This window comes from Pseudoalteromonas sp. AWM4_233, assembly GCF_056158285.1.
In genome coordinates this window covers 2,524,867-2,545,643 of the sequence record NZ_JBSWSZ010000001.1, presented here as the reverse complement: position 1 = coordinate 2,545,643, position 20,777 = coordinate 2,524,867, and the positions used below count along the sequence as shown (strand labels likewise).

22 protein-coding genes are annotated in these 20,777 nt (G+C 41.7%); 9 read left to right on the top strand and 13 right to left on the bottom strand.

Going from position 1 to position 20,777, the window contains the following annotated elements; all coding sequences use genetic code 11:
- Positions 1-118 precede the first annotated feature (118 nt).
- Entirely contained in the window at positions 119-787 is a 669-nt protein-coding gene (locus tag ACXAC4_RS11345; protein ID WP_475161644.1) for a DUF1826 domain-containing protein, read from the bottom strand.
- Between the two features lie 119 nt (positions 788-906).
- Here ACXAC4_RS11345 and acuR point away from each other — a divergent pair, with 119 nt between their 5' ends.
- Both acuR and acuI read left to right on the top strand, forming a co-directional pair.
- Positions 907-1,536, top strand: a complete 630-nt coding sequence (acuR, locus tag ACXAC4_RS11340; RefSeq protein WP_475161643.1) for an acrylate utilization transcriptional regulator AcuR — start codon at positions 907-909, stop codon at positions 1,534-1,536.
- A 69-nt stretch (positions 1,537-1,605) separates the two neighbouring features.
- Positions 1,606-2,583 (top strand): acrylyl-CoA reductase (NADPH), encoded by a 978-nt coding sequence (acuI, locus tag ACXAC4_RS11335; protein ID WP_475161639.1) that lies wholly within the window; start codon positions 1,606-1,608, stop codon positions 2,581-2,583.
- 69 nt (positions 2,584-2,652) lie between these two features.
- Here the strand turns inward: acuI and ACXAC4_RS11330 are convergent, their stop codons facing one another.
- Together ACXAC4_RS11330 and ACXAC4_RS11325 are read right to left on the bottom strand one after the other, a co-directional pair.
- A complete protein-coding gene (locus ACXAC4_RS11330; protein WP_475161638.1) occupies positions 2,653-5,700 on the bottom strand; it encodes an efflux RND transporter permease subunit in 3,048 nt (1,015 codons plus the stop codon).
- 2 nt (positions 5,701-5,702) lie between these two features.
- Entirely contained in the window at positions 5,703-6,797 is a 1,095-nt protein-coding gene (locus ACXAC4_RS11325) for an efflux RND transporter periplasmic adaptor subunit (protein WP_475161636.1), read from the bottom strand.
- A gap of 172 nt (positions 6,798-6,969) precedes the next feature.
- On the opposite strand from ACXAC4_RS11325, the gene ACXAC4_RS11320 reads away from it, so the two are divergent.
- On the top strand, positions 6,970-7,581 hold the full coding sequence (locus ACXAC4_RS11320) for a TetR/AcrR family transcriptional regulator (RefSeq protein ID WP_475161634.1): 612 nt from the start codon (positions 6,970-6,972) through the stop codon (positions 7,579-7,581).
- An 86-nt stretch (positions 7,582-7,667) separates the two neighbouring features.
- Here ACXAC4_RS11320 and ACXAC4_RS11315 read toward each other — a convergent pair whose 3' ends face one another.
- Genes ACXAC4_RS11315 through ACXAC4_RS11305 form a run of 3 tightly spaced genes read right to left on the bottom strand, consistent with a single transcriptional unit; the run spans position 7,668 to position 9,189 of the window.
- A complete protein-coding gene (locus tag ACXAC4_RS11315; protein WP_475161633.1) occupies positions 7,668-8,039 on the bottom strand; it encodes a cupin domain-containing protein in 372 nt (123 codons plus the stop codon).
- A gap of 4 nt (positions 8,040-8,043) precedes the next feature.
- A complete protein-coding gene (locus ACXAC4_RS11310) occupies positions 8,044-8,586 on the bottom strand; it encodes a redoxin domain-containing protein (protein WP_475161630.1) in 543 nt (180 codons plus the stop codon).
- A gap of 21 nt (positions 8,587-8,607) precedes the next feature.
- Positions 8,608-9,189 carry an NAD(P)H-dependent oxidoreductase gene (locus ACXAC4_RS11305; protein ID WP_475161629.1) on the bottom strand — a complete coding sequence of 194 codons (582 nt, stop codon included), beginning with the start codon at positions 9,187-9,189 and terminating at the stop codon, positions 8,608-8,610.
- A gap of 107 nt (positions 9,190-9,296) precedes the next feature.
- On the opposite strand from ACXAC4_RS11305, the gene ACXAC4_RS11300 reads away from it, so the two are divergent.
- Positions 9,297-9,662 (top strand): winged helix-turn-helix transcriptional regulator, encoded by a 366-nt coding sequence (locus ACXAC4_RS11300; RefSeq protein ID WP_475161626.1) that lies wholly within the window; start codon positions 9,297-9,299, stop codon positions 9,660-9,662.
- A gap of 39 nt (positions 9,663-9,701) precedes the next feature.
- Here ACXAC4_RS11300 and ACXAC4_RS11295 read toward each other — a convergent pair whose 3' ends face one another.
- Positions 9,702-10,610 (bottom strand): LysR family transcriptional regulator, encoded by a 909-nt coding sequence (locus tag ACXAC4_RS11295; RefSeq protein ID WP_475161624.1) that lies wholly within the window; start codon positions 10,608-10,610, stop codon positions 9,702-9,704.
- Between the two features lie 97 nt (positions 10,611-10,707).
- Here ACXAC4_RS11295 and ACXAC4_RS11290 point away from each other — a divergent pair, with 97 nt between their 5' ends.
- The gene (locus tag ACXAC4_RS11290; RefSeq protein WP_475161622.1) at positions 10,708-12,036 is read left to right on the top strand and encodes an aldehyde dehydrogenase family protein; all 1,329 of its coding nucleotides are present in this window, start codon (positions 10,708-10,710) and stop codon (positions 12,034-12,036) included.
- Between the two features lie 3 nt (positions 12,037-12,039).
- The gene (locus ACXAC4_RS11285) at positions 12,040-12,810 is read left to right on the top strand and encodes a 2OG-Fe(II) oxygenase family protein (protein ID WP_475161620.1); all 771 of its coding nucleotides are present in this window, start codon (positions 12,040-12,042) and stop codon (positions 12,808-12,810) included.
- A 77-nt stretch (positions 12,811-12,887) separates the two neighbouring features.
- On the opposite strand, the gene ACXAC4_RS11280 is transcribed toward ACXAC4_RS11285, so the two are convergent.
- Positions 12,888-13,367 carry an Lrp/AsnC family transcriptional regulator gene (locus tag ACXAC4_RS11280; RefSeq protein WP_475161619.1) on the bottom strand — a complete coding sequence of 160 codons (480 nt, stop codon included), beginning with the start codon at positions 13,365-13,367 and terminating at the stop codon, positions 12,888-12,890.
- A 122-nt stretch (positions 13,368-13,489) separates the two neighbouring features.
- On the opposite strand from ACXAC4_RS11280, the gene ACXAC4_RS11275 reads away from it, so the two are divergent.
- The gene (locus ACXAC4_RS11275) at positions 13,490-14,086 is read left to right on the top strand and encodes an OsmC family protein (protein ID WP_058031619.1); all 597 of its coding nucleotides are present in this window, start codon (positions 13,490-13,492) and stop codon (positions 14,084-14,086) included.
- An 80-nt stretch (positions 14,087-14,166) separates the two neighbouring features.
- Here the strand turns inward: ACXAC4_RS11275 and ACXAC4_RS11270 are convergent, their stop codons facing one another.
- On the bottom strand, positions 14,167-14,976 hold the full coding sequence (locus ACXAC4_RS11270) for an enoyl-CoA hydratase/isomerase family protein (protein WP_475161617.1): 810 nt from the start codon (positions 14,974-14,976) through the stop codon (positions 14,167-14,169).
- A gap of 132 nt (positions 14,977-15,108) precedes the next feature.
- Between ACXAC4_RS11270 and ACXAC4_RS11265 the strand changes: the two genes are divergently transcribed.
- Positions 15,109-16,062: a LysR family transcriptional regulator gene (locus tag ACXAC4_RS11265; protein ID WP_475161615.1), complete on the top strand. Its 954-nt coding sequence runs from the start codon at positions 15,109-15,111 to the stop codon at positions 16,060-16,062.
- A 197-nt stretch (positions 16,063-16,259) separates the two neighbouring features.
- On the opposite strand, the gene ACXAC4_RS11260 is transcribed toward ACXAC4_RS11265, so the two are convergent.
- From ACXAC4_RS11260 to ACXAC4_RS11245, 4 genes are all read right to left on the bottom strand, one after another.
- On the bottom strand, positions 16,260-17,720 hold the full coding sequence (locus ACXAC4_RS11260) for an amidase family protein (RefSeq protein ID WP_475161612.1): 1,461 nt from the start codon (positions 17,718-17,720) through the stop codon (positions 16,260-16,262).
- A 176-nt stretch (positions 17,721-17,896) separates the two neighbouring features.
- Complete coding sequence (locus ACXAC4_RS11255) at positions 17,897-18,316, bottom strand: GNAT family N-acetyltransferase (RefSeq protein ID WP_475161611.1); 420 nt, start codon at positions 18,314-18,316, stop codon at positions 17,897-17,899.
- Positions 18,313-18,846, bottom strand: a complete 534-nt coding sequence (locus tag ACXAC4_RS11250) for an endonuclease V (RefSeq protein ID WP_475161608.1) — start codon at positions 18,844-18,846, stop codon at positions 18,313-18,315. The genes ACXAC4_RS11255 and ACXAC4_RS11250 overlap by 4 nt, the downstream gene beginning before the upstream one ends.
- Before the next feature lie 79 nt (positions 18,847-18,925).
- On the bottom strand, positions 18,926-19,693 hold the full coding sequence (locus ACXAC4_RS11245; RefSeq protein WP_475161606.1) for a hypothetical protein: 768 nt from the start codon (positions 19,691-19,693) through the stop codon (positions 18,926-18,928).
- A 206-nt stretch (positions 19,694-19,899) separates the two neighbouring features.
- Between ACXAC4_RS11245 and ACXAC4_RS11240 the strand changes: the two genes are divergently transcribed.
- The gene (locus ACXAC4_RS11240) at positions 19,900-20,766 is read left to right on the top strand and encodes an alpha/beta hydrolase family protein (RefSeq protein ID WP_475161603.1); all 867 of its coding nucleotides are present in this window, start codon (positions 19,900-19,902) and stop codon (positions 20,764-20,766) included.
- Positions 20,767-20,777 lie beyond the last annotated feature (11 nt).

Genomic DNA, 20,777 nt, shown 5'->3' with positions numbered 1-20,777 from the left:
GTGTTGAAATAGGAAACATAAAACTCACATATAAACTAAGTTAATGAAATGTTATGCATACGTATTCATTAAAAGTCTTTTCTCAATAATCAAAATTCCAGCAGAGTTTGCACAGGTTTTATTCAATAAAATCAATGTATATACAAAGTTTAAACTCGTTATTACAAAATTCAGGAGAGGCACAAGTAATTGCACTTTGTTCATGATCAACCCATTGAGCGCCTTTCATAAGTGCAATGTCACCATCTTGTAATTGAGAGATATGATGAGGTAAAGGCACTTTGATTTCGGGCTTTAATTGGTTTGGCGCTAATGGTAAAAACTTCACTTCATCAGGAGCAATCCACCTCTCACCTAGGCCACCTAATGTAGAAGCCATTCTTACAAGGTTTTGCGGTTGATGGAAATGAGGGCTTAAAGAGGTATCGCAGGCAATCAGTCTTAGCCCGATTTCTTTGGGCTCAAATAACACCTCAAACATTTCTAGCATGAGTTCAATATGTTGTGCTAATAACGATGCATGCGTACTGCCCTCAAGCTTAAATAGAATCTCTTCAAATAAGTCTTTATTTATCTCACCCTGATATTGGATCACAGTACCTAGATTTTGCTTGGCAAATAACTGTGCTGCATGTGATATAGCCCAACTAGATTTCTTTGAGAAGCAAGTCAGTGTGACTTCCTTATTGTAAATATTGCTTAAAACATCCGCAGAGGCGCTTATTTGGCAACTAGCTGTTTGGTTTAGTTCAGAGTATTCAAGTGGGGCCGCAGTGTTATGACTCATGTTAATTTTATTTGATTGATACAATATAACAAAACTAACATTAAATAATTCTCATTTAAAGTTTTGGCAATTAAAAAATGAGAATTGCTTTTATTAGACAGTCGGTCTAATATCGTTTCATGATCGAAAAAACAGCAAAACCTCGACGAGGTCGCCCACCCAAAGTGGCGCGTGAAAATCAAGATACAAGAGCCGAGCTAATTCGAGCTGGGCTTGAGCAGTTAACAGAATCAGGCTTTGCCGCTTCAGGTATTGAACAAATATTAAAACGAGTGGGTGTACCAAAGGGCTCGTTTTATCATTATTTCAGTAGCAAAGAGGCCTTTGGTTTGGCCGTACTTGAAAGTTATGCAGCGTATTTTTTGAAAAAGCTAAGCAGGCATTTAGCGCAAAGTGATGAAGCGCCTCTGTCAAGGCTGAGTAACTTCGTCGAAGATGCTAAGTCAGGTATGCAAAAGCATAATTTTAAACGCGGTTGCTTGGTCGGTAATTTGGGGCAAGAAGTTGATTTATTGCCTATAAGTTTCAGAAAAGAGCTGGTGGCAATATTTGAAACTTGGCAATGTGAAGTCGCGGCGTGTTTAGAAGAGGCCAAAAAACAAGGGCAAGTGAGCCAAAACGCAGATTGCGCGCTGCTTGCTGAGTATTTTTGGATTGGTTGGGAAGGCGCTGTAAGCCGCGCTCGTTTAGAGGCTTCGGCCAAACCACTCGATAATTATTTTAAGTGTTTTGTAATGGGGATTTCATAGTCCTCACATAAGTAAGTTTTAAAAAAATTTAACCATTATTAGACGACCGGTCTAAATTAGGAGCGAACGATGTTTAAAGGTATTTTGGTCAATAAAGATGAACAAGGTTATCAGGCGTCAGTTACTGATATTGATGACAAGGTTTTACCTGACGGTGATGTGACAGTAAGGGTGTCTCATAGTACGTTGAACTACAAAGATGCATTGGCAATAACAGGTAAAGCGCCCGTCGTTCGTACTTTTCCGATGATCCCTGGTATCGATTTAGTTGGTGAGGTTGAGCAGTCTGATTCTGATAAATTCAAAATCGGTGACAAAGTATTATTAAATGGCTTTGGTGTTGGTGAAGCACACTGCGGTGGGTTAGCTGAAAAAGCTCGACTAAAAAGTGAGTGGTTGATCCCTTTGCCTGAGTCTTTATCTGCGAAACAAGCTATGGCAATTGGCACTGCGGGTTACACTGCTATGTTATGTGTTTTGGCACTTGAAAAGCAGGGCATTACGCCTGAAAAAGGCGATATTCTTGTTACAGGAGCAAATGGTGGTGTTGGCAGTTTTGCTATCGCCATATTAGCTAAGTTGGGCTATAAGGTGGTTGCTTCAACGGGTCGCTTGGATGAATCAGATTACTTGACCAAATTAGGCGCAAGTGACGTGATTGATCGCAATACGTTATCTGAGCCGGGTAGGCCACTTGGTAAAGAGCGATGGGCTGCGGCAATTGATTCTGTTGGTGGTCATACTCTAGCGAATGTGTGTGCGGGTATAAAATATGGTGGCGTTGTGGCCGCATGTGGTTTGGCGCAAAGCATGGAGTTTCCTGCAACTGTGGCACCTTTCATTTTAAGAGGTGTGACGCTTGCAGGTATCGACAGTGTAATGCGTCCGCTTGAAGACAGAATAGAAGCTTGGTCACGTTTAGGCGATATCATTGAACCAGACATGTTTGAGGCCGTTGCGGCTGATATTGGTTTAAACGAAGTCGTTGAAACCGCTTCTAAACTATTAGAAGGCAAAGTGAGAGGGCGCGTGGTGGTTACCCTTTAATTGTTTTTATCGACTAAAAAAAGGAGAGCGAATGTGATGCTCTCCTTTTTGTTGGGAAATAAACGGCTATTAAGACACGGTTTTACGATAACTTAATCGATAAAACAGACTGTAAAACACAGGGACTGCAATCAAGGTCAAAATGGTTGCAAATGCTAAACCGCCCATGATGGTCACTGACATATCCGCAAAAAACGCATCGCTCAATAGTGGGGCCATACCTAAAATGGTGGTGATAGCAGCCAGTGCAACAGGGCGTAAACGCGAACTACTTGCTGAAACAATCGCTTCTCTAGGTTCGGTGCCTTCGGCAATTTGCAGGTCAATTTCTTCGAGTAAGACTATGGCATTCTTGATCAACATGCCAAATAGACTTAAAAACCCGAGCAGTGACATAAAGCCAAACGGCATATCAGTGACGAGCAGGCCTGTTACCACACCTACTGCGGCCATTGGCACCACAAGCCAGATAATGAGCGGCTGACGTACGCGACCAAATAGCAAAATAGACACGAGTAACATCACTAAGAAACCTGCTGGCAGGCCTGTGCCTAGGGCTTCTTGCGCGTCTCTTGATGATTCGTACTCGCCACCCCATTCAATTTTGTAGCCATCAGGTAGTGGTAGGGCTTCAATTTGTGGCTTAATGCGGGCAAACGCTTTACCTGCGGTTTCGTTAAAGCCAGGCTCTGCCGAAATGGTAATGGTTCTAACACGATCTCGACGATGAATAAGAGTTTCTTCATTTTCTAATTCAACCCCCTTTGAAACCTGTTTAAAGGGAATATAAGTGCGCTGTGATGAACTCCAAACTTGGCTGTTCTCAATGGCTTCGATATCGTTTTGTTCAACTCCTGACACTTTGGCTTTGATTGAGTAGCTGTAATCACCATTTTGTAACTTACCTAACTCAAGTCCATTTGAGGCATATTGAATGGCTTGTGCGAAATCGTTACGAGATACAGCAGCAATACCTGCGCTGACAGAGTCATAGTGGGCATTCAGCACAAGCCCTTTTTCACGCCAGTTATGACGAATATCTCGAATTTGCCCGTCATTTATCATCAGCAACTCGGCTTGTTCGGCAAGTTCTCGCAGTATTTCGGCATCTGGGCCTGAGAATCTAACCGCCAGCTTTGCGCTGCCTCCCGGGCCAAATTGCATACGCTCAGTATAAAAATCGGCGTTTAAATCGAGCGCAGGCATACTGCTATTGAGCTTTTGGATCAGACCATCGATTTCATCGCGATTGTGCGTGCGTACTAAGAAGTAGCCGTAGCTTTCATTTGGTTGCTGCGGTGCATAAGTTAGGGTGAATCTATCTGCCCCTCGACCAACAAAACTCGTGACAGACTCGACTTCTTCATGCTCTAAAATCAGTGCTTCGGTAAGCGCAACTTTACGGGTTGTCTCGCGAATATCTTGGCCTTGCGGGCCCCAATAATGCACAAAGAACAATGGCGCATTTGATGGCGGAAAGAAACCTTGTTTGACTAAGCCAAAACTGCCATATGCCACAACTGTGATTACGAATAAGCCAGCGACGGTGAGCCAGCGGAACTTAAGCGCACCACGAAGTACTTTTTCATAGCCACGGTAAAATGCACTATGCTGTTGTTGGTCAGCTTGGTTTTGTTCAACTTTGTAAAAGTACTTACCAAACAACGGCACGACTGTGATGGCGAGCACCCAGCTCAGCATTAAAGACACCAAAACAACGGCGAATAAAGAATACAGAAATTCACCTGTTGCATCGTCAGACAAACCAATACCAGAAAAAGCCGCGATCCCTATAATGGTTGCACCCAGCAATGGCCATTGTGTTCTCTTGACAATAAAGCTTGCAGCTTCAGCAGCTTTTTTACCTTGCTTCATGCGCAGCATCATACCTTCGGCAACCACGATGGCATTGTCAACCAGCATACCCATCGCGATAACCATCGCGCCTAACGAAATACGCTCCAACTGTAATCCCATTAACCACATAATTAACACAGTGCCCATCACGGTCACTAATAGCACAGAGCCAACCACTACGCCTGAGCGCCAGCCCATAAATAGCATCAAGGTTAATGTTACAACCACTACCGATAGCACCAAGTTATTAATAAAGCCTTTTACTGACTCATCGACGATGGCTGCTTGATCATAAATAGGCGTGAGGGTGATCCCTGCGGGTAATTTTGTTAGTAATTCATTGGCTTTATCGTTTACACGTTGGCCCACTTCAACAATGTTCACATCATTAATGGCCGACACAGCCAGAGTAATGGCATCGTGACCTTGATAACGAATAAGCACAGGTTGAATGTCGACTGGCTCAAACTTTAAAGTGGCGATGTCACGAACTTTAATTGACTGATTCGTCCCTGGTACGACTAAGGTGAGGTTATAAATTTCTTCAATATGGTCAACCGGGTTTTCAACAACTAAACGAAGTTGACGACCTTGCACTTCAACACGCCCGCCGTTAAATGGCTGCAGGTTTTCTTGTAATAATCTGGTTAGATCAGGAAAAGAGATCCCTAAACCCGATAATTGAAAAGGGTTGATATAAGCCACTAACTGCTCTTGCTGCACACCGCTCACTTGCACTTTTGCAACGCCTTCAGTTACTAACAGTTCGCGGCGAATAACGCGGGCAAATTCACGTAATTCGTGAAGCGAAAAATCAGGGGCACTGAGTGCGTAATACATGCCGTATACATCACCAAAGTCGTCATACACATTGGGGGCGTGGCTGCCGGTAGGCAATTGTTTTGATGCATCTCTTAAGCGCTTTCTGAGTTCATCCCATATTTGGGGGAGTACATCAGAATCAAAATGTGATTGCACTTCGACTGAAATTTCAGAAATGCCTGGCTTAGAAATTGAGGTTAACCGCTTTAATTGCGGCATTTGCTGTAATGCAATTTCTAAAGGCTCGGTGATCTCGCGCTCTACTTTTTCGGCACTGGCACCGGGGAACTGCGTGACGACTTGCACTTGCTTAATGGTAAAGGCAGGATCTTCTAAGCGACCAATTTTACCAAGGGCAACGGCACCACCGACTAAAAATACGATCACCAGCAACCAGATGTTGACTGGATTTTTTATGGCATAACGTGCGATATCCATGGTTATAGCTCCGCTTTATACGGTTTTACCGCTAAACCTTCACGCATTTTCGGTGCGCCGGCTGCAACCACTAAATCATCTTTATTTAAACCTTGAGCAATGGCTGCCATATTGTTATCAACTTTAAGTACCTCGACGTTGCGTTTTTGCACTGTTGAATTGGCTTTGTCGTATGCCCAAACATGAAAGCCGTCAGCGTTACTACCTTGCAGAGCATTAAAAGGCACTAACATTACATCATTGTTTGCATTGTCTTCGAGGCTGACTTTAACAATGGCGCGAGCACCGGGTGTTAAACTGTTGTCGCTGACCTGTGCAGCAAATACGACTTTGTATGTTTGTGTGATGGGATCGGGCTGTGTGGCATGCTCTATGTAAGTAAGTTCATACTTCTTTTCTGGAGTAGAAATAATATGGGCTTCAGTTTTGACTAAACTACCTTGTTGGTAGCTACTAAGCAGGCGCTCAGGCACATTCACGTTGAAGTAAAATAGCGAAACATCTTGCAACTTGGCGATGATGTCGCCAGCTTTTACATAGTTACCGTTTTCGACTAAGCGTTCAGATACTTGTGCATTAAATGGCGCTGAAAGTGAAGTGTAACTCAAGTCTTGCTCGGCTTTACTCAGGGCGATTTCTGCTAATTCAAAGTTAGTTTTCGCATTGTCTAATTGACTTTGTGAGGCCAAACCATTTTTAGCTGTCGCTTCAATACGTTTTAAATCTCTTGCGGCTTGCTTCAATCGCGTTTGGGCTTCTTGTACTCTTTGTTTGAAAAGAGTTGGGTCGATTTGTGCCAAAATCTCACCTTCATTCGCCACAGATCCAGTTTGCAGCTTGGTATTAATAAGACGACCTGACACTTCAAAACTTAAATCTATGGTTTTAACTGCCGCAACTTCAGCAGGAAAAGTGCGGGTATATTGCTTCGCGTTGGTCATAACAGGTGCAAGTTTTACCGTTTGAACAACCTGCGTGTCTGTTTGCTGCTCGTTGGCAGGCGCGCAAGCGGTGAGGGCAGACGACATAGCGATTGTCATAATAAATGCAGTCGTGACTTTGAGAGTCGTTAGATTAACTAAAGCATTAAGTTTCATACTGTATAGGCTCGCCAATAAGTTAAATTAATTTTTCCGACTTGCTTGTTGCTGGATCTCAAGCAGAAACAGCAAAGTTGCAAGTAAACTGTACGGTGTAGTTTACTGGTGAAATTTGAAAAGTAAACTAATTAGTGTAAAAATAACTCAATCAGATATCTGAGAGTGAGTTATGAGCGAAGTTAAAAAAACACGAAGTGAGCTTAAGCGCGAAGCCATAGTGAATGGCGCAGTTGAAGCGTTTCAAAAATATGGTGTGAGCGATACCAGCATGGATAAAGTGGCCGAAACTGCAGGCGTGTCGAAGCGTACCGTGTACAATCATTTCCAAAATAAAGAAACTTTAGTTACTGAAATAATTAAAGATATTTGGAGTCAAAACTTCGTAAACCACGACTTTCCTTACGACGCGACAACCCCTGTAAAAGCGCAACTTCATGAGCTGGTGGTGAAAGAAATTCAGTTCATGAATGACAAAAAGATGCATGAGCTTATTCGCGTTGCAATGGGGGTGTGCTTATTCAACCCAGACAAATTTGTCGATAACATTGGTGAGTTTTTCGAACAAGAAACGACAACAATTCGATGGTTAAAGTCGGCCATGCAGGATGGCAAAATAAAAGAGGCTGAGCCACGTTTAGCGCATGAGCAGTTGGTGAGCTTATTAAAAGGCCAAGCATTTTGGCCGCAAATTTTGCATCAAGCAGAGCCATTGACTGAGCAAGAGATCACTAAATTGGCTGAAGATACAATCGACTTCTTCTTGGCCTACTACGAAGTTTAAGCTAACAAATATTAAAAACACCTTTTAGTTAATATACTAAAAGGCGTTTTTGTTATGGTATTCAATTTGTTGCCTAAAATCACATCTTAGTTAGTCTGCTTTGACTCCACAATAATCGCAATAATTTCGGTGTCGCCAACATTACTCACTTGATGTACCCACTGATCGTGCCACATAGTGTGGCCATCAGGGATATCTATGTTGAGTGATGCTTTTTCAGTTTTTATAACAGCACGGCCTCCTTGTTGAAAATACACGGTTTCGGCATTGTGCTTATGAAAACGGTCACTCTCACCGGGTTTAAGTACCATTTTGAGTACCAGTACCTGTTCGTTTTCAAGCAAAACGCTGTAGTGCTCAGGTGAAGCAAGATGCGCATGTTCATAAACAGGCTTGGCTTGTACATTGAACACCAACAATAAACAAAGAAAGCAAAATCCGGTTAATTTATTAAACATAAACTTACCTGTGCATACCACGAATAGGGTAGTTATTGTCTGGGTTTCTGATCCAAGCTAAGCCATTTACGAGTGCTTGTAGTTCAGGACGCACAAACGGGTTATTTGAAATGTCGACCACTTGAATATGACCTTCAGCGTTTATTACGAACAGGCCAGGCTCTGCAAATGGGTGATCCGTTTCTTGTTCTGAGCGTGGATCAGAGATGTATAACCCAAGCGTTTTCATTTGCTCAACGCTTAATCCATAACTTATGTCATAGCTTATCTCTAATTGCTCATTATGTGCCTCAAGCTGCGCTTTACTATCACCAGAGACGGCAATGATGTCGACGCCAATGTCGGCAAGGGCATCTTTAAACTGCTCTAGCTGGTTGAGATAGCGTGTACATAAAGGGCAATGTTTACCACGATATACCAGCACAAGTTTCCAATCAAAACCGGCCTTTGGCTTTGCAAGATTGACTGACTCACCACTGAGTAAAGTCGCTTTGATGTCAGGAAAAACAGTGCCAGCATGAAGTTTGGTTGTGTAATCTGAGTTCATTTAATTTCCTTAGGGTGAATTCTAAAAATGTGCGTTTAAATGTGCTTCAAAGCGTTTTAAGTCGTTCTCAATATCGGCGTTTTTCATCACATCAAAGCAGGCAAATGTGGCCATAGGTTGCATATCGAAAAATTTAAAATTCATATGCATAGGGAACATTAAGTCATCAACTGACTTACCTTCAAAAAAGTCATTAGAATCGTTAAATGATTCTTCAGGGGCATTGAATGTCAGCGAAAGCATGTATTTAGTGCCTGTCATTGTGCCGCCTTTGCCATAGTTGGCTTTAGGTGCTTGTTCATTTCGACCGTCACCTAAGCACAGTGCGCCGCCCATACCAGCTGTGTAGACTTCATCCATATACTTTTTGAAAGACCAAGTTACGCCCATCCAATTGACCGGAGTTTGTAAGAATACATAGTCAGCCCATTGGTGATTTTCAAGCTCTTTTTCGACGTCGATGTTGTCTTGCATCGTCACAACGCGAGTTGAATGACCCTTGCTTTGAAAAATGCTGACAGCTTTGTCTACCAAGGTTGCGTTTAACTTACCTTCAGAGAACGGGTAATACTGATGGCCGTTAATGATTAAAATATTGCTCATGGTTTGCTCCAGTGTGTTTGCAATTGACTTGTGGTATATTTTAGGAACCTATTCACCTTAATCAATTAGTATACTTTTAGTAACCTAATAAAAATGAGCGTCAAAAAATGAAAAGTCGAGTAGAAACAGATAGTAAAGGCAGAAAAAAAGTTTTAGATGCCTGTATTGAACCTTGTGCCATAGAAAAAGGCATGCGTTTAATTGGTGGTAAGTGGAAGGGCTCGATTATTTATCACTTAAAAGATGAGCCTGTGAGATTTAATGATTTGTCGCGTATGTTAGGCGGCGCCACCAAGAAAATGGTCGACCAACGGCTCAAAGAGTTAGAGCAAGAAGGTATGGTGTTGCGTAAAGTCATCAGTGAACGCCCTGTTGCTGTGACCTATGAGCTCACAGAATTTGGGCGCTCAGCGTTGAGTATTTTAGAAGCATTGCGACAGTGGTCTGAGTCGCATGATATTGAATTGAATTAGCGACTAGCTTCTCGAGTTCTTATGTAGGTCAAAATAGAATTAAGTTGACTTATTTTCGGGATCATAAAGCGCGTTCACTTGCTTTCTTATCCAGCGGTTTAATGGATCTTGGTCTGAACGTTGGTGCCAAACTGTGATGACATCAAAAGTGGGTAGATTTAGCTGGCAGTTTAAAACTTTTAAATTATCGTTGGGTAATAGTTTGCTCGGTAGCAGTGCTATCACATCTGTTGATGCGATACATTCTGCGGCAGCCGCAAAGAAAGGCACTGTCATGACTATGTTTCTTTTTAAGCCATGAGATTTAAAAAACGTATCTGCTGAGCCAACCAAATTTGCACGTTTTGGTGAAATGATAAGTTGTGGGTGAGAAGCGATTTCTTCTATTGTCCAAAGGTGCTCTGCTTTTGGGTGTGTTTTACTGACAACACATTGGTGTGTTTCGGTATATAAAACGTGTTTAGGATACTTACTAGGCACAAAGCTTGGAAATGACAATACTAGGTCAATTTCAGCACTATCTAGTAACTGACTTAAGTTATCTATTTCAATATCTCGCACAATCACTTTCAAGTTAGGTGCTTGGCTTCTTAGTTTTGCCAGCAGATTGGGTAAGATGACTGATTGAGCATAATCAGTTGCACAGATGGTAAATACCCCACTGGTTGAGCTGGGATCAAAATCGATGGGTGCCACTAGTTTTTCAACTTGAGCAATAATGTTGGCAACGTCATTTTGGAGTGATAATGCGTAGGGGGTTGGGATGAGCCCATTGCTTTTTCTGACAAATAACCTGTCGTTGAAAGTGTGCCTTAGCTTTTTTAATTGATCGCTCACGGCTTGCTGACTTATGCCCATTTGAGCCGCGACTTTTGAGACATTGTGTTCAATGAGCAAGAAGTGCAACACTCTCAGCTGTTTGATGTCTAGATTTGCTATACCGCTCATGCTTGTATCTCATACGCATTATTCTTGTTTCTAATTGTATCACTTGTGTCTTAACATGAAATCATCATTTGAAAAGATAGCATTCGTTAGGTGAGACATGACATTGATTTCGTATGACCCAAGTAATGGCCTTGTATTAGGTGAAGTGTCAGTAGCAGATCAAGATAAGATAAATGCAACGATAGCCCATGCAAAGTTACAACAGTTAAGTTGGCGGCAAACGCCTATACATGAAAGAAGTCGCATTATTAGTCAGGCGTTTAAAGCCTTGATCCCATTTCAAGATGAGCTGGCTGAGTTACTTTGCAAAGAGATGGGAAAAAGCCTGGATAGAGGAACTGGCGAGGTACGAGGTGCGCTATTTTCGGGAAGCTATTATGCGGCTGAAGCAGCAAAAGCATTAGCACCTCACACTGACGGCAGTGGTGTGCAATATCGACCTCTGGGCGTTTGCGCAGTGATCTCACCTTGGAATTATCCACTAGCAATGGCTGTGAATTTATTCGTACCAGCTCTAGTCGCTGGTAATACGGTGGTGTTTAAGCCCTCAGAAGAAACCCCATTAATTGCGGAGCGTTTTACTCGTCTACTAAATCAATATTTGCCTGAGGGTATTTTAAACATTCTGCATGGCGATGGAGAGGAGGGAAGTAGGATAGTTGCTCACGAAAGTATTGATCTCATTGCCTTCACAGGTTCACAAGCCGTTGGCAAGCAGATTATGGCATCAGCGGCATCTTCACTTAAGAGATTGATCATGGAGCTCGGAGGCAACGACCCCATGATTGTGCTTGAAGATGCCAATATCAAAGCTGCAGCGCAATTTGCTGTTGCGAGCAGTTTTGAAAATGCGGGTCAAATGTGTACATCGACAGAGCGTATTTACGTGGCAGAGTCAATTTCAAATGAATTTATACAAGAAGTCACAGCGTTGGCTTCGCAATATAGGCTTGGCAGTTGGAATGAAACACATGCTGATATTGGACCGATAATCAATGCCAAGCAAGTGCGAAAGATTCAGTCGCATATTGATGATGCATTAAGAAAAGGCGCGCATTTATTGCTCGGAGGCCATGCAATTCAAGACCGGTATATCGAACCAACTGTGATCAGCGGGATCACTCGTGAAATGGTCATGGAGCAACAAGAGACATTTGGTCCTGTTGTCGCAATATCTACTTTTCAAACAGTGAGTGAGGCGATAGCACGAGCCAATGATTCTACCTATGGTTTAGGTGCTGTGGTGTTTGGCAAACAGGACGCGCAACATGTTGCTGCACAATTAGAAGCAGGCATGATTGGCATTAATAAAGGGCCTGGTGGTAATGGCGATAGCCCTTGGATTGGTGCAAAACAAAGCGGTTTTGGTTTTCATGGCAGTGTGCAAGGGCATCGCCAATTTGCACAGATGACAGTGGTGAGTTAAGTAATGAACTATGATGATTTTTATGTTGTTGCACGTGAACAAGGTGCTGAACGCAGTGATATTCCACTTTGGGCAAATAGAGGGGAAAACCCTGCTCAATTGGCGCTTACGCATGAGGGGCATGTTGAATTAAACCCAATTGAAGAGGTGCCAGGCGCATTTCAGTTATTGAATGTTTTGTCTCAAGCCGAATGCCAAAGACTTATTGAGATTGCAGAATCGCTGAGTTTCAATCTAGATGCCGCTGTGTCTCTTCCTCGCTCAGTGAGACATAACTCAAACCTCACTTGGGTGATCGACGAGCTAACAGAGTCATTAATCTGGGAGCGATGCGCACCTTTATTATCTCAAGGCATTGACGCCATTTCAGGCCAAGTACCTGTTGGTATCAATGCTCGATGCCGTTTTTATAAATATGGAGAAGGGGACTTCTTTAAACCACATATTGATGGCGCTTGGCCGGGCAGCAAGATCATTAATGAACAAAATATTACGAATGCATACGATGACAGATGGAGTCAGATGACATTTTTGATTTTATTGTCAGATGACTTTAAAGGCGGTCACACTCAATTTTGGGTGAATGCACAAGATGACTCAAGGCCTGCAAAAAATGGAGAGCCTGCAAAAATCATAAATGTCAGAACACCCGCAGGTGGCGTGTTATGTTTTCCGCATGGCACACACCCTTTGCATTGCTTACATAGCTCAGAGGCAATTACTCAAGGCGTAAAGTACATTATCCGTACAGACCTGTTATTCACTATAGATTAACAGGGCATTGGCTTTAATAAGTACATTCTCCACCAAAGCTCGTCGTCAAGCCGAGCTTTTTTCTTTAATGGTGAACATTAATCCAACTCTACAGGTAAGGCAGAAGTGTGTTTAACCTGATCGAGTACAAACAGGGTTTGTGCTTCTTTAATTTCAGGAAAGCTTCTTAATTCTTTGAGTATAAAACGAGATAGCTCTTTGTTTGACCGCGCAACGACTTTCATTAAGTGGTCATAGGCACCAGAGAGCGAATAGCATTCTAAAATAAATGGGTGCTCAATCACAGCCAGTTTGAATTTATCAAATGCCGCTTCATTTTTCTGGTCAATGCTCACCTGCACAAATGCCAACACCCCAAACCCCGCTTCTTCTGCATCGAGTACGGCACTGTAGCCTCTAATGACGCCTTTTTCTTCAAGCGCTTTGGTGCGACGTAAACAAGTCGATTCAGACATATGGGTTTCTTTGGCCAAATCAACCATAGACATGCGGCCGTTACTCTGTAGCTGTGAAAGGATATTTTTGTCTTGCTTCTCAAGCATGGTGGTTTCCATCATATTTTACCTTTAAGGTGAAGAATAGCACCAAACTAGATTCAATTTTAGGCTATTTTGACGGCACCCTGCAGACAAAATGGCATAAGCTATTTTTAAACAAAAACACGTTTAAAGAGAGCATCATGACAGAACAAAAGTTTTATCACGTAGGTGAGAGAAGCACTGAGCAACCTGCAACAACTCAATACCAACCTTCAAAATTTGCTAAAGCAAAGCACCCAGAGCCGTACCGCTTTGAAGTCAACTTAAGTGCAGAAGCAGGCAATATGCAAAGTAAAACTGGTGTGGTTTCGGTGAATATTCCGGGCTTTAGCCCAGTGAAATTATATTGTGACGAACAACCTCCTGTAGGTGAAGATACTGCGCCGCCGCCACTGGCATTTTTCTCGGCAGGCATTGGTTTTTGCTTGATGACGCATTTAACCGATATTTTGACGGCACGAAAAATTCAGGTAGATAGCTTAAAGTTAGAGCAGCGCATTGTATTTCGTACAAACTTGGGCCACATGCGTGAGCATGGTTACATGACAGATGGCGGCTGTGATGTAGTCGAGACTCATGTGATCATCGAAAGCCCTGAGCCTGAAGAGAAAATCAAAGATCTATTGGATGAAGCTGAAAATGGCTGTATGGCACACTTTGCGCTTCGAAATCCTATTCCTTGGTCGACACGCTTAGTTTATAACGGTAAAGAAGCGATCAGTCGTTCAGGTGAATAATCTTGATTTACGACAGAACATCAGCCAATGAATAGGCTAGTGAATTAAGAGGCTAACCTCGATTAGCCTCTATGCATTTACTAACTTAATTCTGCCGCTGTATCTTGAAAGATCCCCTGAATGTCATGTGCTTCGCGTTCAGTTTGGCCACCATGCTTTAAAAATGCTTTGATGATAGTTTGCGTTTTTTGTTCTTTGGCGCGGTCTAAAAAGTATCTCAATTCTAATTCTGCACCCGCATTTTCATCAATGATTGACGTGTTGATGATGTCTTTATACATGGCAATATCTCGCAACTCCCAGTGACTAACTAGTGCGAGTAAAGGTGCTAAAAATTCATCGAGATCACACTTTGGTACAAATTGAGTAATGATGTTCAGCGTTTCCGCTTGTTGAGCAGTAAAATCAGTACCTGTGAGTAACGCTTGCAGTGCTTTGCCTTTACCTAAACGTCTTGCGAATTGAACCGCACCTTGACCACCTGTAGGTATGTTAATGTAAAGCTCTGGTTGCGCAAATGCCGCATTTTCAGTGCCATAGGCCAAGTCACAGGCCATTACAAACTCATTGCCACCCCCTCTAGCCACGCCGTCAACCACTGCAATAGACAATTGTTTCATCGCTTTGATGTTTTCAATCATATGATTAAATTCGATTGATGCCGCTTGGCCACCTTGCGTGCCATTAATGACATGTAAATCTAAATGGGCGATAAAAAAAGTGTCATGAAAAGACTTAAAAACCACCACTTTGGTATCTCTGTCATCTTTTAATGACAGTACGAATGCATTGATTTCGTTTATTAAATCACTGGTTAATATATTGATTGGCGGATTCTGAATTAAAACAGTTGCGACACCAGCTTGTTTTGTAATTGCGAGGTTAGACATGAGATGACCCTTTTACGTGTATTAAGTGGCAATTTGCCGTGTTGTTGAGCACACTTTAAGGTTTAATTTGTTATCTAAAAACAAGCTAAATTGAATTATAATGATTCCAAATAGGAACCAATTGGATGGGTTATGGATCTGGCAAGTCGATTATTATTACTGTTGGAAGTGTCTGAGTTGGGCAGTTTTGCTAAAGTCGCGGAATACCGTAATGTCAATCGTTCCGCGATTTCAAAGCAAATAACGAAGCTTGAAGAAGAGCTTGAGGTACACCTATTAAATCGCTCAACAAGGGCTATTTCTTTTACCGCTGCAGGGGTTGAGATGCTAAATCAAGCGAAGCAACTTCGCACTGTATTAAGTAACTCTAAACGTTTAGCGCAGAATTATCATACCGAGCCAAGAGGGGAGTTAAAAATTGCCAGCCCAACCTTGTTTGGTCGCCAATATGTTCAGCAAGCTGTAACGATTTACCAAGAGAAATATCCTGATGTCACGATTGAGCTTTTGCTTGAAGACAGGCTAGTTGATGTGATCGGTGAAGGGTTTGATTTGGGTATTAGGATGGGAGAGCCTTTAGAGTCAAATCTGATCGCTAGAAAAATTGCACGAAATCGCTTACTGCTGTTGGCTTCTCCCACGTACCTAGCAAAATTCGGTGAGCCAGAAAGTATTGCAGAATTAGAACAACTGCCCGCAGTGGTTTATTGCGCCCCCGGTTTAGTCATAGATAAAATTAAGTATATAGATGAAAGCGGTAAACAAGCGTTTCTTCATTTGAATACGGCTTATAAAGTGAATGAAGCCGAGTTACTGATTAAAACAGCTTTGAATGGTCGTATGCTGACAGCAGCAACCGCGCAAATGCTCGGGAACGAAGTTAAAAACGGTGAACTGATCCCAATAATGACAGGTATAAAGCTCAGTAATTACGGTAACTTCTTTGCTGTTTATCCACATAGAGATTTGGCATTAAAGACTCAGCTATTTCTAGATATACTCACTGATATTGTTGGAGCGGCAACACCGGTTTGGGAAAGTAGAATTCCAGGCTTCAATAAAATGTATGGTTTTGATGAGCCTTAAAACAGAAAAAGCGCACTGTAGGGTAGTGCGCTTAATTTCTGCGAATGGTGAAGGGGTTTACTAAATGCAAGGACTAGTTACTGGTGAATGCAACACCGTTTCGACCCTTCAATATGTTAAACGCAGCCGCTATCAGAAAAGATCAGTTAATTTAAAAAATTTTTTAAGATTCTTGCTTAGCACTATGCTTTACCATTTTATAGCTTAGGTGCGACTCGCCCCTGAGTTAATTGCTCAAGCAGCTTTGCGATTTCAAGCACTTTCATATCTTGATCTAAGTCACCAATAATACTTACAGCAAAGGGCATACCCTCTTTTAATCCCATAGGGACAGTGATGCTTGGTGAGCCTGTTACGGCGGCAAGTGTTGAGCTGCTACCTGTAAATTTGTCTCCATTGATCGGATCTATTTTCCATGCAGAGCCAACACTCGGTGCAATGATGGCATCGAGTTTATGTTGTTTGAATATTTCCTTTAATTGTTGCTTAGCGTATTTGTTTATCGCAGCGACAGCTTGTTTGTATTTAGCTTCATCATTTGCTTGAAGTGAGGCAAGTAAGAGCTCTTGTTGCTGATCGTTCAATTTCTTGTTGTATTCAATTAGTTCAGGTAGTGATTTAACACTGACACCATCACCTGTGTTTGCTAAATAAGCTGTGATGCCATGATTAAACTCGTACAACAGTACATCAAATTCAGCAGGAAATATTTTATCCAAATGGTTTAACTGGATATCGTTAATGATAGTTGCACCCGCTGAACCCAAGCGTTTTAAGGTGTCTTCAAATTCAGCTTTATAAGATTGATTAAACTGGTTTATGCCTGGAATAACTCCAATGCGTTTACCCTGCAATGAATGAGTTGAAGGTGACTCTTTGTGAGCATACTCCGAGATTGCTAAATAAGTAAGCTGAGCATCAGTCACAGTTCTTGTAATAGGGCCTGCTGTATCTTGAGAATGCGCGATGGGAATAATCCCTGTTTGGGAAATATGATGAATACTCGGCTTAAAACCAACAACGCCATTGAGCGCGCTTGGGCAGTGAATTGAACCATCGGTTTCAGTACCAATACTGACCAATGCTAGGTTACTAGAGACTGCCACAGCAGAGCCAGAGCTAGAGCCGCAAGGAGTCATAGTTAGGTCGTAAGGATTCTTTACTTGACCACCGACATGGCTATAACCACTCGAGCTAGGTGAAGATTTAAAGTTTGCCCATTCACTTAAATTTGCTTTTCCTAAAATGATTGCGCCTTCTGAAAGCAACTTCTCAACAATAGGTGCATTTTTGCTTGGGTAATGATTTCGCAATGCGAGCGCACCGGCAGTGGTTGCCATTAACTTGGTATCTATGTTGTCTTTTAGTAAAACGGGTACACCAAATAAAATGCCTTGTTTACCATTTTCTTTGTAGCGTTTGTCTTTGTTCAAAGCTTGCTGGTAGGCGTCGGGATTGACAGTTATCACTGCGTTTAGTTGAGGGTTATGTTTTTGTATGTTGCTTAAGTAATACTGGGTAACATCGGCAAAAGTAAACTGACCTGCTTTTACCCCTTGATGAAGCTGGTTAATTGTCAGCTCAGAAAAGTCTTTTGGTTGTGATAGCGCTGAGGTTGAAATTAATAAAGACAGCACGACCATGCAGTTTTTTATCATGAATGTATTCCTTTTAGGTATTTATTCGATGGTATCTGATGGATTTTTAAACTGCAATTATTCTAGAAAATTTAATAAATGTATTAGGCCAATATATTTTGTAAATAAATAACTTTGGATAACAGCAAAAACTAAGCAATAGGTTTTTAGCTACTGTTTAGCGCTAAGCCGAGTTTTTATTTTACAAATACACGCTGAGACTTAGTACTTTTAAAGCCTTGCTGTTCATAAAAAAGGTGGCTTTTTAGTCGAGTTTCATTGCACCGAACACGAACTTCCTCAGTGACTTGAGATGTCGCAAACTTAACTAGGTTTTTTCCAATGCCCTGACCTCTATACTCAGGATTTACGACTAATCCACCAATTTCATAAAAGTCATTAGATGCTAGTCGGCGTGCATAGAATAGATGTATCCAACCGATTATTTTACCTTTTAGTTCGGCGACAAAAATCTGATCAGCTTCAGAATTCAGTAGTGACAGCAACTTTTCTGAGGCCTGATTTCCAGATAATCTTTGATACCCTAGATGTGTTGATACAGAGTTTATCTCTTCTGCATCATCAATTACTGCAAGTCTGAAAATGGCTTTATTCATATATTAAACTCTTCGCTAAAATTCTGGCTACTTTTTGCAAATTCACGACAAAGTTGATCAGCACGTTTCAATAACGTTGGAATTCGGTGTTTACCATGCATATGTAAAATATGCTGTTTTGCTACTTGTGTTGAGTCAGTGCTGGTCACATAGAGGGGTTTAATACTTTCTCCTCGATATATCGCATGTTCATCACCTATACCTGAAAAGGGCTTTTTCGCGACTCCTACAACAGACGATTCACCATGAAGGGCATCAAACACATGCTTACCTAAGCCGGGCTTTTGATGATCATCTAAATAAACATACCCGTCAACAACAATGGTATCTGGTTTAAGAGCATGGTCAGACAGCACTTTTAGGATGCAAGGCAACTCTCTTTTGTAAAAAGCGCCGGGTTCGTACTCTTCGACATGGTTTACAACCGTTGTGTATTCCTTGAGTGGAGACTCCGCATGCCAATTATCAAAGGCCACACAAGCAACAAATGCTTTATCGTTACTGTATTGCACGTCAATGGCGACGATCATCGACTACTCCTAAGTGATTAAAACATTGATTTGGGTATGACCTGATTATTTTCAATAGTTTAGTAAGTTAATAAGTGAGTTAAATGACATTTTTTGAGACTAGGGAATAGAAAAACATGCCAAATTTTTTATTATTTTGAGTAGTTGAATGGGAGCTGGCAAAATTCCACCATGGTTGGGCCCTCATATCTGACATGATTCGACCCCAAGCTTCATTCTCTAGCTCAAACCCACGAATTTCGCAAATAGTCTGCTTACAGGTAACAGCATCTAGTGTCACCTTATCGGCTAAGTCATGAGTAACAAAGAAGTCAGAGATATGTTGCTCTATAACAATAGACCACTCTTGATCTTGTGGCTCTTCATGAAGCTGCCTAAATTTATCAACCATAGAGCCTCTTGCATCGAGAACAACAGAGTCAAAAGGCGCTGATAAGTGTTGGTTAACTTCTTCTTCAGTCGCTTGTGATGGCAGATCTTCTCTAGGCATGTTTGGCTTTGATGCGTTTAAAGATTCCAACTGAGATTCAGCGTCTGCAAGTTGCCTTTTCACGTCAGCTAGTTCGTTTATAAGGGTTTGCTTATCGTGCGTATGGCTATTTTGAGCTGTTTGATTTTTGTTTGTTAGTCCAGATGAAGGAAGCGAACTGTTGCTTAATTCAGCCGCCGGTTGACATTCTTTTTTGTTAAAAGTCTCAAGCTTAGTAGGGTTACTCTCAATATTTTGAATCACATCAAGTTGTGCTTCTTTTGTTATTGAAACACCCCCAGCCCCCATGTTCTTACCAATAAAAAACATAATGAGTAAGGTGATCAACCAAAATAATGTTAGCAAGAGTTTGTTCACGGACGGTCCTGTATTTTTCTTATAATTTGATTTTGCTGTCTGATGAAGAAGCTATTTACATAGCTTATTAAGCTAGCATATTCATTCATGAAAATGCGCATGAGTTTTTGGTTTTGAGTTTTAACTCTAAAACTTAACATTTGCTGTTGCGATATTTACTCGGCATTTGTAAGCTGTTCAAATCGGACTACTAAGTTGCAAATCATATGTCTAGAGTTAACTGTAAAGAAATAACCATAATCTGCGAAGATGGGTATAAGCTTGCGGGTTCAATATTCTCGCCTTCAGGTCAAATTAAAGGCGCCGTATTAATTGGCCCTGCAACAGGGATAAAGCGTCAATTCTATAAGCCATTTGCAGAGTTTTTAGCTGAGAATGATTTTGCTGTACTTAGTTATGATAATCGTGGGATTGGCGGGTCATTGCATGGAGACATTAAAAAGCACTCTGCTAGTTTGCAATGTTGGGGGTTACTTGATCAACCAGCTGCGATTGCTGAACTCATGGCGCAATTCCCAAATACAAGTTATCACTTAGTCGGTCACAGTGCTGGTGGACAGCTATTTGGACTTGCGCACAACGCCAAAGCGTTAACATCCATGTTTAATTTTGCGAGTTCATCAGGGCGATTATTAAATATGAAAATAAGAGATCAATTTAAGTCTCACTTTTTTATGAACCTTTTTATACCGATCTCTAATAGCGTGTTTGGCTACACTAAATCACATTGGCTAGGTATGGGAGAGCCATTACCAAAAGCAGTGGCAAAGCAATGGCAAACATGGTGTAACGGCGGTGGTTATGTAAAAACAGCATTTGGCAAAACCATTGAAAAGCATTATTTCGATGAACTTACATTTCCTACAATGTGGGTTAACGCTGTGGATGACTTCATTGCAAATGATAAAAATGTGCGAGACATGATGTCTGTGAGCCCAAATATTCAGGCGAAAACACTAACTCTAGACCCCAAACATCATGGTTTAAAAGAGATTGGACATATGAAATTCTTCAGTCGCAAAGCCAATGTTTTGTGGGATATTCCGCTAGAGTGGTTAAATAGTCACGCTTAATTCAAATCGTG

Excerpts from the sequence above, each read along its gene's own strand:
- ACXAC4_RS11290 (WP_475161622.1), top strand. The coding sequence starts at position 10,708 with ATGACATTGATTTCGTATGACCCAAGTAATGGCCTTGTATTAGGTGAA.
- ACXAC4_RS11330 (WP_475161638.1), bottom strand. The coding sequence starts at position 5,700 with ATGGATATCGCACGTTATGCCATAAAAAATCCAGTCAACATCTGGTTG.
- ACXAC4_RS11325 (WP_475161636.1), bottom strand. The coding sequence starts at position 6,797 with ATGAAACTTAATGCTTTAGTTAATCTAACGACTCTCAAAGTCACGACT.
- acuR (WP_475161643.1), top strand. The coding sequence starts at position 907 with ATGATCGAAAAAACAGCAAAACCTCGACGAGGTCGCCCACCCAAAGTG.
- ACXAC4_RS11255 (WP_475161611.1), bottom strand. The coding sequence starts at position 18,316 with ATGAATAAAGCCATTTTCAGACTTGCAGTAATTGATGATGCAGAAGAG.
- ACXAC4_RS11270 (WP_475161617.1), bottom strand. The coding sequence starts at position 14,976 with ATGTCTAACCTCGCAATTACAAAACAAGCTGGTGTCGCAACTGTTTTA.
- ACXAC4_RS11250 (WP_475161608.1), bottom strand. The coding sequence starts at position 18,846 with ATGATCGTCGCCATTGACGTGCAATACAGTAACGATAAAGCATTTGTT.
- ACXAC4_RS11265 (WP_475161615.1), top strand. The coding sequence starts at position 15,109 with ATGGATCTGGCAAGTCGATTATTATTACTGTTGGAAGTGTCTGAGTTG.
- ACXAC4_RS11345 (WP_475161644.1), bottom strand. The coding sequence starts at position 787 with ATGAGTCATAACACTGCGGCCCCACTTGAATACTCTGAACTAAACCAA.
- ACXAC4_RS11315 (WP_475161633.1), bottom strand. The coding sequence starts at position 8,039 with ATGTTTAATAAATTAACCGGATTTTGCTTTCTTTGTTTATTGTTGGTG.
- ACXAC4_RS11285 (WP_475161620.1), top strand. The coding sequence starts at position 12,040 with ATGAACTATGATGATTTTTATGTTGTTGCACGTGAACAAGGTGCTGAA.
- ACXAC4_RS11260 (WP_475161612.1), bottom strand. The coding sequence starts at position 17,720 with ATGATAAAAAACTGCATGGTCGTGCTGTCTTTATTAATTTCAACCTCA.
- ACXAC4_RS11275 (WP_058031619.1), top strand. The coding sequence starts at position 13,490 with ATGACAGAACAAAAGTTTTATCACGTAGGTGAGAGAAGCACTGAGCAA.
- ACXAC4_RS11320 (WP_475161634.1), top strand. The coding sequence starts at position 6,970 with ATGAGCGAAGTTAAAAAAACACGAAGTGAGCTTAAGCGCGAAGCCATA.
- ACXAC4_RS11310 (WP_475161630.1), bottom strand. The coding sequence starts at position 8,586 with ATGAACTCAGATTACACAACCAAACTTCATGCTGGCACTGTTTTTCCT.
- ACXAC4_RS11295 (WP_475161624.1), bottom strand. The coding sequence starts at position 10,610 with ATGAGCGGTATAGCAAATCTAGACATCAAACAGCTGAGAGTGTTGCAC.
- ACXAC4_RS11300 (WP_475161626.1), top strand. The coding sequence starts at position 9,297 with ATGAAAAGTCGAGTAGAAACAGATAGTAAAGGCAGAAAAAAAGTTTTA.
- ACXAC4_RS11305 (WP_475161629.1), bottom strand. The coding sequence starts at position 9,189 with ATGAGCAATATTTTAATCATTAACGGCCATCAGTATTACCCGTTCTCT.
- ACXAC4_RS11280 (WP_475161619.1), bottom strand. The coding sequence starts at position 13,367 with ATGATGGAAACCACCATGCTTGAGAAGCAAGACAAAAATATCCTTTCA.
- acuI (WP_475161639.1), top strand. The coding sequence starts at position 1,606 with ATGTTTAAAGGTATTTTGGTCAATAAAGATGAACAAGGTTATCAGGCG.
- ACXAC4_RS11240 (WP_475161603.1), top strand. The coding sequence starts at position 19,900 with ATGTCTAGAGTTAACTGTAAAGAAATAACCATAATCTGCGAAGATGGG.